16 protein-coding genes and 1 pseudogene are annotated in these 14277 nt (G+C 30.2%); 16 read left to right on the plus strand and 1 reads right to left on the minus strand.

Annotated features, from left to right (window positions below; genetic code table 11):
• Positions 1-43 precede the first annotated feature (43 nt).
• From AGR56_RS05435 to AGR56_RS05450, 4 genes are all read left to right on the plus strand, one after another.
• A complete protein-coding gene (locus AGR56_RS05435) occupies positions 44-565 on the plus strand; it encodes an AAA family ATPase (protein ID WP_053241427.1) in 522 nt (173 codons plus the stop codon).
• 29 nt (positions 566-594) lie between these two features.
• Positions 595-978 (plus strand): hypothetical protein, encoded by a 384-nt coding sequence (locus AGR56_RS05440; RefSeq protein WP_053241428.1) that lies wholly within the window; start codon positions 595-597, stop codon positions 976-978.
• A 151-nt stretch (positions 979-1129) separates the two neighbouring features.
• Complete coding sequence (locus AGR56_RS05445; RefSeq protein WP_053241429.1) at positions 1130-1813, plus strand: helix-turn-helix domain-containing protein; 684 nt, start codon at positions 1130-1132, stop codon at positions 1811-1813.
• A gap of 2 nt (positions 1814-1815) precedes the next feature.
• Positions 1816-2712, plus strand: coding sequence for an IS3 family transposase (locus AGR56_RS05450; RefSeq protein WP_347460514.1), 897 nt, complete (start codon positions 1816-1818; stop codon positions 2710-2712).
• 173 nt (positions 2713-2885) lie between these two features.
• Here AGR56_RS05450 and AGR56_RS05455 read toward each other — a convergent pair whose 3' ends face one another.
• Positions 2886-3287, minus strand: coding sequence for a hypothetical protein (locus AGR56_RS05455; protein WP_053241431.1), 402 nt, complete (start codon positions 3285-3287; stop codon positions 2886-2888).
• Positions 3288-3469: 182 nt separating this feature from the next.
• Here AGR56_RS05455 and mutT point away from each other — a divergent pair, with 182 nt between their 5' ends.
• The 12 genes and pseudogenes from mutT (at position 3470) to AGR56_RS05505 (ending at position 14155) form a co-directional block, all read left to right on the plus strand.
• Positions 3470-3880, plus strand: coding sequence for an 8-oxo-dGTP diphosphatase MutT (gene mutT / locus AGR56_RS05460; protein ID WP_053241432.1), 411 nt, complete (start codon positions 3470-3472; stop codon positions 3878-3880).
• Positions 3881-3930: 50 nt separating this feature from the next.
• Positions 3931-4355: pseudogene (locus AGR56_RS05465) on the plus strand (transposase); the annotation flags it as partial.
• Positions 4356-4539: 184 nt separating this feature from the next.
• A complete protein-coding gene (locus AGR56_RS20065; protein ID WP_157055673.1) occupies positions 4540-4698 on the plus strand; it encodes a hypothetical protein in 159 nt (52 codons plus the stop codon).
• A 171-nt stretch (positions 4699-4869) separates the two neighbouring features.
• Entirely contained in the window at positions 4870-5463 is a 594-nt protein-coding gene (locus AGR56_RS05470) for a hypothetical protein (RefSeq protein ID WP_053241434.1), read from the plus strand.
• Positions 5464-5474: 11 nt separating this feature from the next.
• On the plus strand, positions 5475-5753 hold the full coding sequence (locus tag AGR56_RS21420; RefSeq protein ID WP_242851326.1) for an RQC domain-containing protein: 279 nt from the start codon (positions 5475-5477) through the stop codon (positions 5751-5753).
• Positions 5754-5764: 11 nt separating this feature from the next.
• Positions 5765-6070 (plus strand): hypothetical protein, encoded by a 306-nt coding sequence (locus AGR56_RS21425; protein ID WP_053241436.1) that lies wholly within the window; start codon positions 5765-5767, stop codon positions 6068-6070.
• 259 nt (positions 6071-6329) lie between these two features.
• A complete protein-coding gene (locus tag AGR56_RS20690; RefSeq protein WP_053241437.1) occupies positions 6330-6746 on the plus strand; it encodes a hypothetical protein in 417 nt (138 codons plus the stop codon).
• Between the two features lie 32 nt (positions 6747-6778).
• Positions 6779-7402 (plus strand): Wadjet anti-phage system protein JetD domain-containing protein, encoded by a 624-nt coding sequence (locus tag AGR56_RS20695; protein ID WP_053241438.1) that lies wholly within the window; start codon positions 6779-6781, stop codon positions 7400-7402.
• 4 nt (positions 7403-7406) lie between these two features.
• Entirely contained in the window at positions 7407-8081 is a 675-nt protein-coding gene (locus AGR56_RS20700) for a hypothetical protein (protein WP_198149942.1), read from the plus strand.
• A gap of 38 nt (positions 8082-8119) precedes the next feature.
• Positions 8120-8911: a hypothetical protein gene (locus tag AGR56_RS20705; RefSeq protein WP_198149944.1), complete on the plus strand. Its 792-nt coding sequence runs from the start codon at positions 8120-8122 to the stop codon at positions 8909-8911.
• A 2-nt stretch (positions 8912-8913) separates the two neighbouring features.
• Positions 8914-9678 carry a DUF6063 family protein gene (locus tag AGR56_RS05500; RefSeq protein WP_053241439.1) on the plus strand — a complete coding sequence of 255 codons (765 nt, stop codon included), beginning with the start codon at positions 8914-8916 and terminating at the stop codon, positions 9676-9678.
• The gene (locus AGR56_RS05505) at positions 9662-14155 is read left to right on the plus strand and encodes a hypothetical protein (RefSeq protein ID WP_053241440.1); all 4494 of its coding nucleotides are present in this window, start codon (positions 9662-9664) and stop codon (positions 14153-14155) included. Before AGR56_RS05500 ends, AGR56_RS05505 begins: the two co-directional genes overlap by 17 nt.
• Positions 14156-14277: the final 122 nt, after the last annotated feature.

Genomic DNA, 14277 nt, shown 5'->3' on the forward strand with positions numbered 1-14277 from the left:
CATTAGAACTTTGGTTATAATTATAAGTAAAAGAAGTAATACAATGATCAAAAGTATTTATATTGATAATTTTAAGGCATTAAATGATTTTAGCATAGATTTAAAGCCACTTACAGTGCTAATCGGTGGAAATGGGAGTGGAAAAAGCACAATTCTTCAGGCAATAGACTTATTATGCAATATAGTAAAGATGGACATAGATAGTTATATACAATCTAGAGGATGGGAACCTTCGGATTTAAAGTCACAGTTAAGTAGTAGCAGCAAGAGACAAATTACATTTAGAACAACATTCGAGTTAGATATTGAGGAAAATGAAATTTTACTTAACATAGACTTAACAGTTTCTTTTATGAAAAATATTGATGAAGAAAAAGACAAAGATAAATATCCTGAACTTTGCAAAATAAAAAGTTTTTTAATTCAATCGGATTCATTTGAATTATTATCTACTGAAAAAATAAGAAATAGAGGTAGCAGAGGCAAGACTAATGATATTGGACTTGTTGGAGAGAAGTTAGCGTCATTTATTCACGGATTAAGTAATGCTCAAAATCAGAATTAAATAATAGGCTTAAAAAGTATGTTCCTTTTATGGAAGGATTTAATGTTTTTAATAGTAAAAGCAAGTCATACGAAGTGCTCTTAATATCAATGATGCCAATTAGGATGATAGAATCATGGTTATTAGGAGATGAAAGTGCCTATGAAAAATGTTTTGATAAAAAGCCATCTAAGCCTAAATTGCCTAAAAGACCAGAATTTTTATGGAGTAGGGAAGATGATCCTAATAGTGACTTCCCTAAGTGTTATTTAAATAGAGTGCTTAAACAATATAATGAAGTAAGTTCAAGAAAAGTTTTTAATGAAATTGCAGAAAATATAGATATAGAAATTTTAAAAAATACTTGCTATATTAGTTTTTTTAAGTTTTGTGAGGATTTTAAAAATATTAAAGATAAATATGGCAGTTATTAAAATTTTATGACTGAAATCTTATATGTGAAAGTAAAAAGTTGCATAATCATAATATGATATAAAGAAGGTGCCGCGTTAGTTGATATGCTCCCTTCTAGGTAGACAAGTGAAATAATAAAAAACTTGTCACTTAGGAGGGAGCATATTTTTTATGGCATTTAAACACAAGTATTCCTATGCACAAAAAGAGAAAATTATTATTGAATATCTCAATAACAATTATGGATTTAGAGAATTATGTCGTATATACGGAATGAGTCAAGGATCACTAAAAGGTTGGATTCGTCTATATAATGCTTTTGGACTTGAGGGATTAAGAACAAGTAGTCAAGCAAGTAGATATTCTTCTGTATTAAAACAGGCAGCGGTCAATGATTATCTGAACGGAAAGTATACAGCTCCTGAAATACTGAAAAAATATAAAATCCGGTCAGAAACTCAACTCAGAAGATGGATTAAGAAGTATAATGGTCATGAAGAATTAAAATCTTTGGGAACAGGAGAAAATACTATCATGACTAAAGGAAGAAAAACTACATTTGATGAAAGAGTTAAAATAGTACAGTATTGTATTTCACATGATCATAATTATTCTGATACTGCAAAGCAGTATCAGGTATCCTATCAACAAGTACGGAACTATACTGTTAAATATGAAAGCGGTGGCGTGGAAACTTTAAACGATAACCGTGGGAAAAGAAAATCTGAGAGTGAAATGAGCGAATTAGAAAAGCTACGTGCTGAAAATAAGATTTTAAAAGCTGAGAAAGAACGTGCTGAAATGGAGGCTTCTTTCTTAAAAAAACTCGAGGAAATAGAGAGGAGGCGGGGCTAAGCCTGGGACGACACAAATACATTTATCAGGCAATCAAAGAAGAAAATGAAGAACATGGTTATTCGATTGTTGCACTTTGTAAACTTGGGAAAGTATCACGGGGAGCTTATTATAAATGGTTGCATAGAGAAATTTCTGAAAACGAGAGTGTAAACCGCCTCATTGCTGATGAAATTGAAAAGATTCATGAAGAAAGCCCTGATAAAGGATATCGAAGAATACGAGATCATTTAGAACGATATCATGATATTAAAGTGAATGATAAACGTGTTTTACGCATATGTCGTAATCTTAATATAAAATCAACAATCAAATATGCAAACAATGGTTGTACTAGGCAAGCAGCAAATCCACAATACATAGCTGAAAATCTACTAAACCGCGAATTTACTGCCGATGCACCGAATAAAAAGTGGCTTACTGATGTAACTGAATTTAAGTATTACATTGGGGCAGAGAAAAGAAAGGTATATCTAAGTGCCATCTTGGATTTGTACGATAGGAGAATCGTCTCCTATGTTGTTCGTGATTCCAATAATAATGCGTTAGTCTTTGAAACATTTGACGTTGCTGTTAACGTAAATCGAGATGCACACCCGCTCTTTCATAGTGATAGAGGATTTCAATATACAAGTCGAGTTTTCCATGCTAAATTAGAAGCTGCAGGAATGACCCAGAGTATGTCAAGAGTAGCAAGATGCATTGATAATGGTCCAATGGAAGGCTTTTGGGGTATCCTTAAAAGAGAACGTTACTATGGAAATCGATTTGCCAGCAGGGAATCGGTAGTGAAAATGATCGAAGAATATATTGAGTATTACAACAATAAACGACTACAAAGAAATCTTGGTGTATTAACACCAATGGAGAAACATGATATGTATTTACATGCAGCATAAAAACTGCCAGCAGGGTATACCTGCTGGCAAAAAAGATTTTATTTTTTTAACTGTCTACTTGACGGGAAGCAGTTCAAACATATTTTTTTATGCTAATGTGACACGCTCATATTTATTATTTAATAAATCATAAAATCTACTTTGATAGATAATTTGTCAAAGTGGATTTTAAATTAAATTATTTCAAGAAAAATATCTGTTGGTGATGTCCAGGTAACTCTTACTGAGTTGTTAGGTGTTGCATTTTGACTTGCATACCATGTACCAATCATTCTTAGATTACCCTGTACGGAAAACTGTTTTGCATATATGTCTCCAGCAGTTTCAGAGCCCTGTGCGAGAAGTGGCATATTATTTAAGAAGCCATCAACAGATGAAGCATGAAATAAATTATATCCCCATCCTGTAGTAGGATTATTTGAGTTATATATATTAAATGATCTAGCAGTTGGTATAGGTAAAGAAATATATCCTTCTCCATAGATAATATTTCTAGTATTTGTATACCTATGATCTCCCCACCCAAGATGAGAAGGTCTCAATTGGATTGTATAAGTATTACCAGCCATAGCCATTAGTATCAGCTCCTTAAATAATTATCTACATTACATTATATTACAAAAATGGTATGTATACAATAACAGATTTATATTAATTAATAATTACAATACAAAAATAGTATATTAAAAACTGAACATACTAAACAAGGGCGAGAAAAAGAAATTAAAATTTAATATGATTACAGGGGTGTTTATAGATGAAAACAATTCAAGTATCAGCTGCAATTATAAAACACAATAATGAAATATGTGTAGCATGCCGCAGTTATGGCGATTTCAAAAATATGTGGGAATTCCCAGGCGGAAAAATAGAACCTGGAGAAACAAGAGAAGAAGCACTTATACGTGAAATCAAAGAAGAATTAGAACTGGATATAAAAATTTCTAAATACATAACTACAATTGATTATGATTATCCAAATTTTCATCTTACAATGCACTGCTTCTTGTGTGAGGTATGCGGAGGAAATCTGCATTTAAATGTTCATAATGAAGTTAGATGGGTGTCGTTAGATGAACTTTACAAACTTAATTGGGTACCAGCGGATGTATTAGTTGTTGAAAAACTAAAAAATTATAACGCTGAAGGTGATATTTATGGTTTTTAGAATACTATTCTAGTTAATAATAAGAATATGAGTACTAAAAAAAGGCAATAATGCTTATGGAATAAGAATATTTGGAATTAGAAAAAGTTCAAGTTGATTTAGGAATAAAAGAATTTGCAATAACAAGTGATGAAGAAATCTTCAGTAATCCAAAAAACTTAAAAAAATCAGAAAGAAGACTTAAAAAACTCCAAAAGGATTTGTCAAGAAAAGAAAAATGTAGTAATAATAGAAAAAAAGCAAGAATAAAAGTAGCAAAATTACATGAAAAAATAGCAAATCAAAGGAAAGATATGTTACATAAAGTAAGCACTCAATTGATTAACGAAAACCAAGTTATAGTAATTGAGGACTTAAAAGTAGGTCAAGTCAAACAAAGGACTTGTCTTGTAGGACGTATATATGTCCAGTTTGTAACATGGTAATGGATAGAGATATAAATGCAAGTAAAAATATGCTAAAACTAGCAATGTAATAAAAGATATATTGTTAGAGAGGTTGGAATGATCTTGATAGCGTGGGTAAACTTGCTACAGTAGTAGTATTGACCACGAAGCCATCCACTTCTTAAGTGGTGATAGTTTACGTATTCAGATGATTCTTCTGGAGATATAGGTTATTTAGCAGGAGATATTATACAATTTATAAGTGAAAACATAGTGCTAAGAGATGATCTAGATTTAAACTTAAGAAAACAAATATTCAATAAATTGATAGAACTAATTGATAATAATGTTTTTATTAATCTTGAGGATTATAGGAATGATATACTACAAATATGTACGGAATTTGCTGATATTAAAGAATTAATAGATTAGAATATAGATATGTGTGCGAAATATTAAAAAAAATATAAAAAAGATAGCAGGAAAAGAAAAACAAATCTAATTAAAAAATGAGTTGAGTGCTTTATATAAAAAGAGACCAGCGTTTGTAGATGAATTAAGTAAAATTAGATAAAAAATTTTAGCAAAAGGGGTAGTTATAATATGGCCAAATGTGCACTTTGTAATAAAAAAATAAAATTTGCAAGAAAATGTCCGGTTTTGAATGAAGTGATTTGCTCTACTTGCTGTGGAAGTAAAAAAGGATCTGAAATAAAATGTATAGACAGTTGCAGTTATTTTGTTGAAGGTCAAATTAAAGAAAATAAGAAGCAGATAATGAAGCTTGTAAAGGAATCCTTCAATAGAGAAGAAGATGACATATACCATGATAGTGAAATGTTGCAATTAGTAGGACCTTTTGAACAATTTATATTTGAAAATTATTATAATCATAAAGATGTTACAGATGAGTTTATAAGTAACTGCTATACTAAAATGTATTATTCTTTAGATGGAAAGGGAAATGTATATACTTTTAATGGAATTGAAACACATATATTTGATGAATTTGATAGGCTTGCAAAAGAAATAGAAATGCCAGTAGAGTCGCAGAAACTTATACTGATAAGAATGATGAAAACGGTAGACAACATGACAGGTGGAGCATTTGGAAACAGAATGTATCTTGAATTGTTAAGAAATGATTTTACTGGAACTGGACTTGTTTCAGAAATTATAGAACAAAATAATCTGTAACTAAGTACTTAATGAAAATTTATCATAGAAAGGTTGATTATATAATGTCCAGAAAACCAAGAGCTCACTATACCTTAAGTGATTTAAAAGACCAAACAGCACCATCAAAAAAGGATGTAGAAAAAATCCTTAGAGCTGCAGATGAAATTATTTTTACTGCAGGTAGGTCAATGCTTGCAAAAATACTAAAGGGATCTAAAGATAAGAAAGTTTTAGAAAGTCATCTTGACAGCTGCCCGAGTTATGGATATTACAAAGATTTAACTCTCAAAAAATCACTAAAATTATAGACTGGATGCTTGTGAATGATTATTTAGATATTGATTATAATGGAAGGCTTCCTATGATAATTTTTTCAGAGAAAGGTTGGGAAACCTATAAGCCTGTTTATGTAGAAGAGCTATATAATTGCATTTTAAACGTGAATATAGATGAATCTAATCAAGATGACATTGTAGAAAGACTTAAAGGAACTAATAGAGAGGTAATTAAGCTTTATATAAGTTTTTCCTCAGTTGCCAGTGGACATGAACTATCGAGCTCAGGATCTTTTAATGCTCTTGCCATAAATTTTATTTCCTTTAGTACTATTTTTATTAGTATATAACAAAAATGTGCGTACTTGAAAATTTGTACATTTAACCATATCATTATTGTATTAAGTTTTATCTGGAACAAATATGACAGTAAAACATCTTGATGGCATAATAGTGGAATATGTTGAGCATATCTAGCAACATCGTAAATCAGATTATGTATATGTTAGATATGAAAATTAATAAAATACAAAGAGAAAAGAAGTATTATGCTTCTTTTTTTTGTTATAATAATTTGTAAGAATATACAGAATTGAAGGGAAAGATATAATGCGTAGATATATAAAGCTTTTCTTTGATAATAAATGCAAAAACAATAAAAAATTTGAACTTGTTGATTTAGAAAAATTTATTATAGAAAAATGCGGTGGACAAAGTAACTACTATGAACTTGGCGGTTATGAGGCTTTTTATAAGGAAATGCAAAAGTTAAAGGAAGAAAAAATTATAAGAGAAATTGCAAGATCAGAAAGCAATAGGGCTAAATTGCCTATGAAATTAAAGTGGACTATAGTTACTTCTAAGGTAGAAAGCTCTTGGAAAGATGAAGATATTATTAAGTATTCTGATATGCTAAATTTTAAAACTTATATTAAACATCCAGAGTATCAAACTAAAAAAGAATGGATGTACATAAAAAATATATACAATTTTTTTAAAGGAAAGGGAAAACAGGCAGTGGGATAGTGTTGAGGAAAGATGCCTAGAGCTTTTTTACGATGAAAAATTTTTTGACAGACAGTGATAATGGCAAAAAGGATAATAAAGTGCTCAAAAGGCTTTCTTTAAGTCTTGAGGATATAAAAGCTAAGCAGTATGGTGAACAGTTTATCTACTGGAATAGAGGAGTTAGTGAAATCAAAACTATAATAATTCTGGAAAATCATTCTACATTTTTTTCTTTTAAGAGGGCAGTGCAAAAGGGCATAAAAGTATTTGGAATAGCGCCAGATGCACTTATTTTTGGATATGGAAAGAAAATTATAAAGAGTTTTTCTTTTCTAGATGAAATAGCTAAGACAAGTGAAGTTACGGTATATTATTTTGGAGACATGGACCCAGATGGATATTTTATATATAAAGCGTTGAAAGATAAGTATAATGATGTAAATATAAGTTTACTAGTACAGGCTTATGTGGAGCTTATAAAGGTACATAAAAAATATAAAAGCAAGGATCAGCAGAAAAATGAAGAATGTTTAAAGTGTATTTTGAAAGAATTTGAGGAAAAGAATTATGGTAGGTATAAGGATTATATAGTAGAGCTTTGGAAAGAAAATTGTAGAATTCCTCAAGAATTTATTACGTATGAATATTTGTTAGGGCTGGAAGGAGGAGTATAGAAAGATGGATTTAGTTCAAACTGGAATGATGGACAGGCTGAAAAAAATTAATGTTATAAGAATGCTTGGCACAGGCATGGACATAGGCGAGCTAAACAATTATGCTCATGAAATTTGCCTGTATCTTTTACTAAGCATATTCAGAAGAGAAATTACGGAAAACCCTAATAGAACACGTAACGATATGATATATATTGTTTCAGATATTTTAAGAGAAATGAAAATCTCTACTTCTGATAAAAATATAGAGAGAATTGTTGATGGAGTGCTGTGGTATAAAGATTCTAATAGACAGGATCCATTTAGCTGTCCAATATATAATGAAGAAACAAGAGAACATGAGATATACAAATTTAGATATTTGAAACCTGATAGAGAGCATTCAAGATGGGAAAAGGGCGGCAGTACAGTGTATATGCTCACAGAAGAAGCGGAGGAAATGATATTTATAACACGGGAAATGCTTGAAGAGTTTGGTTTTGATGTGGAGCAGTTTTACACACTTCAATTAATTAAAAGTGGAAACTTTAATAAAGCTTTAAGCAGCGTAAATAACCTAATTGGAAGAGTTAGAAATTTAATACGTAGGGAAAAAGATTATAGACATGATATTATGAGAAATCCTCAGGTAATATTTTTGATGCCAAAAGGGACAGAAGAAAAACGGATCAGGAAATAAAAAGTCAATTTGAAGACGAAAAAAAGACTTTTGAGGATATGCTTTCCTGGAAAAGCAGACTTGAAAGTTTCCCTAAGGATAAAAGAAAAGATGGAGAAAAGCTTTTTGAAGAAGTAGAAAAGGCTAGAGTACTTCACAATTTACTTGCAAAAATAGTAGTAGACAATATGGCCTTTGAAGTGAAAATAAGAGTAAATTATCCAGAAAGCTTTTGGACAACATCTAGAGTATCTTTTAAGAAAGATATATGGCAAAATGTAATTGTTAAAAATGGACTGCCAAGTTTTGATTTGTTAGAGAACTTAGTGACGCCGCTTTTGTCTCCCAAGCTTGAATTTATATATCCTTTAGATTGGGCATGGCAGGAACAGCAGTCTATAAGGGAAAATGAAGAAGTTAATGTAGATGTACAAGGTGAGGAAGAAGAAAAAGAATTTATAAATAAAAAGAAAGTAGACTGGGAACTTATAGTAGATCTTTGGCAGCCAATTTTTGATAAATTTATAGATGGTGAAGGTTTTAGTATTACGGAACTTGAAAATATGGATGTTATTATTAAGGAAAGCTGGCTAAGCCAAAAAAAGAATACAGAAATATTTATGATGTTTGTGCTTACGGGGCTTACTTTTAGTGAGACAACTGAAGAATTTGATGAAATGGATGAAAGAATGATTTTGTTTAATAAATTGTGTGAAAAGGATGAAAAGTATAAAAAACTTATTGGAAAAACAGTTGCTTCAAAGTTAGAAGGAGAAAAGAAACCTTTAAGTTTGCAAAATTTATTTATATCACCATATAAAATATATATTAAAAATAATTTGGAGGATTAGTAATGGCATATACAACGGAAAATATACAAAAAGCATCTGCGTTATTTTTCATGCTTTTAAAAGAAAATATTGTATCTGTTAAAGAGCCTCTTGCAGAAGAATATTCAAATGATAACGAAATGAGGCAAATAGTAAAAACTATGGCAGCGGAGGCAGATCTTATGATAATAGACACCATGGAAAATCTTCATTTAGTTTCTTCTGCTAATGGATCTATTTTTGCAAATTCTTATACTCAAATGAAGGAAAAGTATAAGGATTTAAAAAACAAAAAGTACTTTTATTTGGCTAATTTGATAATATGCGTATTTTTATCTGAAGTGGACAAAGAAAATAACATAAGAATTAGATGGGAAGAAGAAGGTATATCTTATGCTAAGCTTGAAGACTTGGTGAATGGAATCATAAATTCCTGGATTGCAAGAGAAAAAAAGGAGGAAAGCTTTAGTCAAGATTGGGGTATAGCACTTAAGGAAATTGATGAGGTGTGGAATAAAGACTTTTCACCAATGAAAAACAGTAAAACTAAAGGCAGCATAGATGTGGTAAATACTACGGATAATAGATTTAATTTTATTTATAAGGCGTTAAAACCTTTAGCGGATCAAAAGCTTATTTACAACAATACTAAAGAACTTAAGTTGATTCCAAAATTAGAATTATACGAAAGATTAGACAAGCTGTATCACAATCAAGATAGATATAGAGAATTCATGAAACTTATAGAAGCTGCAAAGGAGGAAAAAAGCAATGCCGAGACTAACTAAAATTAGAATAGTAGGAAATAAGTATGATAATTTTAAAAAGTGTCACGACAATAGTATTTTTGATTTGACAAAGATGGGAGAACCAGACCATACTTTGTTTACTCTAAATAACGGAAGTGGTAAGGGAGTACTGATGCAGCTTATATCTCAGATAATGCTTCCAAATACGAGATGGGGTAAAAATGATGGAAATAAGATTGCTGGCATGTTTTTAAATAGAAACAATCAATTTAAACCCTACACTTTTCATGTGCTTTTAGAGTGGAAACTGGATACAATGCCGGATAGATGGTTAATGACAGGTATTTGCATCACTGCGGTAAAAAAGCTTGATAATAAGGAGGAGGAAAAGGAAGAAGAAAAAATAGGTGTAAAGTATTTTTTATATACTCATGAGCATTATGTTGATGACCCTTATATAGTAGAAAATATTCCTCTTTATTTAAAAGATGAAAGAAAAGCAGTGAGTTATAAAGCATTAGAAGAATTTTTAGGAGATAATAAAAGGGATTTTAGAAAATTTTCTGAGTCGGATTCCAGAAGTACAAACTCCGAATACTATCAGTATTTAGCGGGACTTGGAATATACCGCTCAGAGTGGTCTATTTTAAAGCTTATAAATAAAGTGGAAGGCGGAGTTGGGGAATATTTTTCAAAGGCAAAAGATAATAAAGGTATTTTTGATGAATACATAATTCCAGCTATTTCTGAAAATTTAAACAGTCAATTTGAAGAAAATAAGAATGTGCTTAAAGATATGTTTAAAAGCAATATTTCTATAACTAAAAATCTTCCTATACTTATAAATAGAGAAGTAGATTATAAAAATATATCTTCATTATTAGATCCGTTAATACGAGATGCAGAGCAGGGAATTATTTATGAAGATAAGAAAAATAGCTGTATTATAAATGGAAATAACCTTTACTGTAGTTTAAACAGTATTCAAAATAATGTGCTAAATGAAATAGAAACCTGGGAAAAAGAAAAAAGTAAGGCAGAAACAAGAAAACGTGAGCTGCTTTTTGAAAAGGACAATCTGGAGTATGCAAAACAAATTAGAGCAAAAAAGGATTATGAAGGGAATAAGGCCTTTGAACAAAAAGAATTTGACTATATAAACAGCGAAATAGATGATTTGAATGAGGAAAAGAAAAAATATGAAATAAATAAGCTTATTATTCCTATGGAGAAAGATGAATATAAGAAAAAATCTACTCTTGAAGAAATAGAAAAGCTCATGAATTCTTTAGCTTTAAAAGATGTACATGGGGAAATGAATAAGGTAGAAGAAGAAATTAAAGATAAATGGAAAATTACACAGGAAAAATGGAGCAATATAAGCAGCCAATATAAAGCTTATGAAGCTTTTCTAAATAATAAAGAAGCAAAGCTAAAAGTGGAAATTAAAAGTTTAAATGAAAAAAAGCAGAGTATACAGGTTAATTTAAAGGCAATTGAAGATAAAAAGAAAGAATTTAATAAAAAAGAAAAGGAACTTGGCACGGAGTTTGATCCTTTTAGGATAGTTTATCCAGAATTATTGCTTGAAGATATTAAAAAGGAAAAGGAAGAAGAGGATAAAAAACTTTTAACTTTAAATAGCAAGTGCGAAAAGCTGGAGGAAAAAATAAATAGCCTAAAGCTAAAAATAGCTGAGTTTAAAATGAAACTTGAACAATATGGGGATAGTAAAAAAGATATTACAAAAAAGTATAATGAAAAGAAAGAGGAGGAAGAAAAACTTTTTGCAAGAGTTTTAGAAGTTTGTAAGCTTGATCCTTTGATGGAAACTTATTCGGAAAATTGGCTTCAAAATAAGGCATTTGAGGTGAAGAAGCTTAAAGAAGAAAAAGAACTTCAAGAAAAGAAGCTTTACAAGGAATTATGGGAAAACAGTATTGATTTAAGCTTAAATACAGAAGAATACTGGATAGCAAATAACGATGTAAATAGTGTGAAAGATAAAATAGAGGCTTTAGGAATAAAAGTTATTTATGGAACTCAGTTTTTATATGCTCTTCATGAAGAACAAAAAAAGAACATGCTTTCAAATTACCCAATGCTGCCTTTTGGTTTAGTTATATCTAATGTTAATGAATGGAAAACCATAGAAAGTAACATAGATAAAGAAAGTTTTCTAAGAGCTTTAGTTCCAATTTATGTTCGAACAGAAATGAATAAGGTTGAAAGTGTTAACTATAAATTAGTAGACCACAAAGCTTTAAAGTTTGTAGAGGATTATGATAGTTATGTATCTTGGAAGGAAAGCTTAAGTAAAAAAGAACTTGAAGCAAAAGAAACTATTAGAGTAGTTGAAGGCTCTATAGAAAAAATAGGAGAACTTCTTAATGCTATTAGTCTTGCACTTAAAACTGAAAGCTCTGCAGCGTTAGACCAAAAACTTAAACAAATAGAGCTTAATATTAATGAAAATTTAAGTGAGATAAGTGCAGCGGAGACTGGCATAAATAATTCTACAGAAAAACTTAATATTAATAAAAAAAATAGAGAAAATGTGGATGAAAATATTAAAAAGCTTTCTTATCAAATTGAAAAACTTGTGAATTTTATAGAATTTAAAAATAAAATAGATAAAAAATTAAAAGAAGAAAAAGAAGCGATGCAGGAGTTAAACAATTTAGTTTCTAAGCTTAGTGAAAAAGAACTAGAAAAAGAGCTTTTAGATAAAAATATAAATGATGAGAATTTAAACTATGAAAGATGGAAGGTTAAACTTGTTGAGCCAGGACTTAAGGACATAAGGGAGGTTGTAAAGGAAGCGGAATTTAAGGAAATAAATCCTAAAGATAATTTACAGTGCAGCACAGCTCCAAATTATGAAGCTTCAAAAAAAGATGAGATATACAGCAGTATTTCCTACAGAAAGAGTTTAAATACAAAGCTTGAAAGCAAAAATAATAGCATTGCTCTTTTGAAAAAGAATGCAGAGGATATTCAAGAAAATATAGACAGGCAGATTAAAATGCTTAAAAAAATTGATTTGAATTGGAAAAACTATAAGGTAGAAAACATATCCTTGGAATTTGCTGAAATGGAATTTGATAATTTAGCTAAGAAAATAAAATTAAAAGAAAAGTTGGCTAAAGAGAAGTCTCAAAGCATAAGCAAGCTTGAAGGTCTTATAGAAGCTGTAATTAAAGACATAGAAAAGCAAGCTAATAAAATACTTGAAGAACACCAAAAAGCAGCTAATGTGTGGGAAAACTTAAATTTAGAAGAAAAGGAATTTAAAATTAAAAGTGGGATAGAGGATAATAGCAAATATTTAGCTAGAACAGAAAATATATTGAAAGCTTTAGAGGTTAGAAAGGCAAATATAAATAATTGTATTTCAGAAATTAAATACTTTGAAATTGATCCGCTAAAAGGAAAGACCTCAGAGTACGATATGAATAAGATAAAAGACAATGAAAAGAATGAAGTAGACAAATGGATACAAGATTTTAAGAATATAGATCAAAGTATAAAAAATCATACTACAAATGCCGAGGAGAATTTTGAAGTTTTTTTAGAGGCTTTAAAAAATGATATAAAAGATGAAATTTTAAAACACAAAATCAAAGAAATTATAGGGGATAAGACGAATATAGGCAATTTTACAAGCAACAAGGATTCTTTTAAAAGTATGAAGGAACACGCAGAAAGAGAAATAAATCAAATAAAAACTGACAAACTTGAAGCGGAAGAGGCAAAGGAACAGTGGGTTTCTAGAGCTGCAAGACAGGCAATTAAAATATCAGAGTGCTTAAAGGAAATGGTAAATAAAATGGTATATGTTAATGAAAATAATTATGCCTTTAAGCTTGTAAGACTTAAGGGAGAAGAACTTTTGCCTAAAGAAGAAAGTGATATTAATATACTTTTAAATGAATACTTTATTGAGTGCATTGAAAAGCTAGAAAAGAAGGACGCCGACTTTGATAATCTTGATAACAAGGAACTAAACGAGCTTATGAGCGATAAAAAAATATTCTCAAAGGCTCTGAGGGGGAAATATCCCAGCTTAGAAGTATACAAAATGTCAGAGAAGAATGAATTTTTATACGCAAAACCACAGGATTATCATTACGCAACCTGGGGAGCAGTGAATTCAGGAGAAGGAGATTCACCAGAAGGCAGCGGGGGACAAACTCTATCTATAAATACCTTTATAATTATGATGCTTATGAATTATAAAAAGAGAACCTTAGGCAATGAAAATCCATGGACTGTGTTAATGCTGGACAATCCTTTTGGCAAGGCTTCAGGAGCTCATGTATTAGACCCTATATTTACCATAGCAAACAAACTTAATTTCCAAATTATAGCCTTTGCAGCACCAGAAATTATAAAAACAGAAATAAGTGAAAGATTTCCTGTTTTTTGGGCTTTAAAGATTAATAATGAAGAGGAAGATGGAAATCTAGGCAATGTAGTTGGTAGAGTAGTGCATGGAGGTAGAGTTAGAGGATAGTTATCATAGATAAACCACTTGAAAGCTTTAAAATATGTTTGGTAAGTTTTACAAGTAATGTTTTTTTAATTCACAATTCACAATGCACAGTTCACAATGAAGGATGATTTTCTTTCGCTTTG

Source organism: Clostridium sp. DMHC 10 (genome assembly GCF_001270375.1).
GTDB lineage: Bacteria > Bacillota > Clostridia > Clostridiales > Clostridiaceae > Clostridium_S > Clostridium_S guangxiense.

Coding starts and splice junctions, on each gene's coding strand:
- AGR56_RS05435 (WP_053241427.1), top strand. CDS start 44: ATGATCAAAAGTATTTATATTGATAATTTTAAGGCATTAAATGATTTT.
- AGR56_RS05440 (WP_053241428.1), top strand. CDS start 595: ATGGAAGGATTTAATGTTTTTAATAGTAAAAGCAAGTCATACGAAGTG.
- AGR56_RS05445 (WP_053241429.1), top strand. CDS start 1,130: ATGGCATTTAAACACAAGTATTCCTATGCACAAAAAGAGAAAATTATT.
- AGR56_RS05455 (WP_053241431.1), bottom strand. CDS start 3,287: ATGGCTATGGCTGGTAATACTTATACAATCCAATTGAGACCTTCTCAT.
- mutT (WP_053241432.1), top strand. CDS start 3,470: ATGAAAACAATTCAAGTATCAGCTGCAATTATAAAACACAATAATGAA.
- AGR56_RS05470 (WP_053241434.1), top strand. CDS start 4,870: ATGGCCAAATGTGCACTTTGTAATAAAAAAATAAAATTTGCAAGAAAA.
- AGR56_RS21420 (WP_242851326.1), top strand. CDS start 5,475: ATGAAAATTTATCATAGAAAGGTTGATTATATAATGTCCAGAAAACCA.
- AGR56_RS20690 (WP_053241437.1), top strand. CDS start 6,330: ATGCGTAGATATATAAAGCTTTTCTTTGATAATAAATGCAAAAACAAT.
- AGR56_RS20695 (WP_053241438.1), top strand. CDS start 6,779: ATGAAAAATTTTTTGACAGACAGTGATAATGGCAAAAAGGATAATAAA.
- AGR56_RS20700 (WP_198149942.1), top strand. CDS start 7,407: ATGGATTTAGTTCAAACTGGAATGATGGACAGGCTGAAAAAAATTAAT.
- AGR56_RS20705 (WP_198149944.1), top strand. CDS start 8,120: ATGCTTTCCTGGAAAAGCAGACTTGAAAGTTTCCCTAAGGATAAAAGA.
- AGR56_RS05500 (WP_053241439.1), top strand. CDS start 8,914: ATGGCATATACAACGGAAAATATACAAAAAGCATCTGCGTTATTTTTC.
- AGR56_RS05505 (WP_053241440.1), top strand. CDS start 9,662: ATGCCGAGACTAACTAAAATTAGAATAGTAGGAAATAAGTATGATAAT.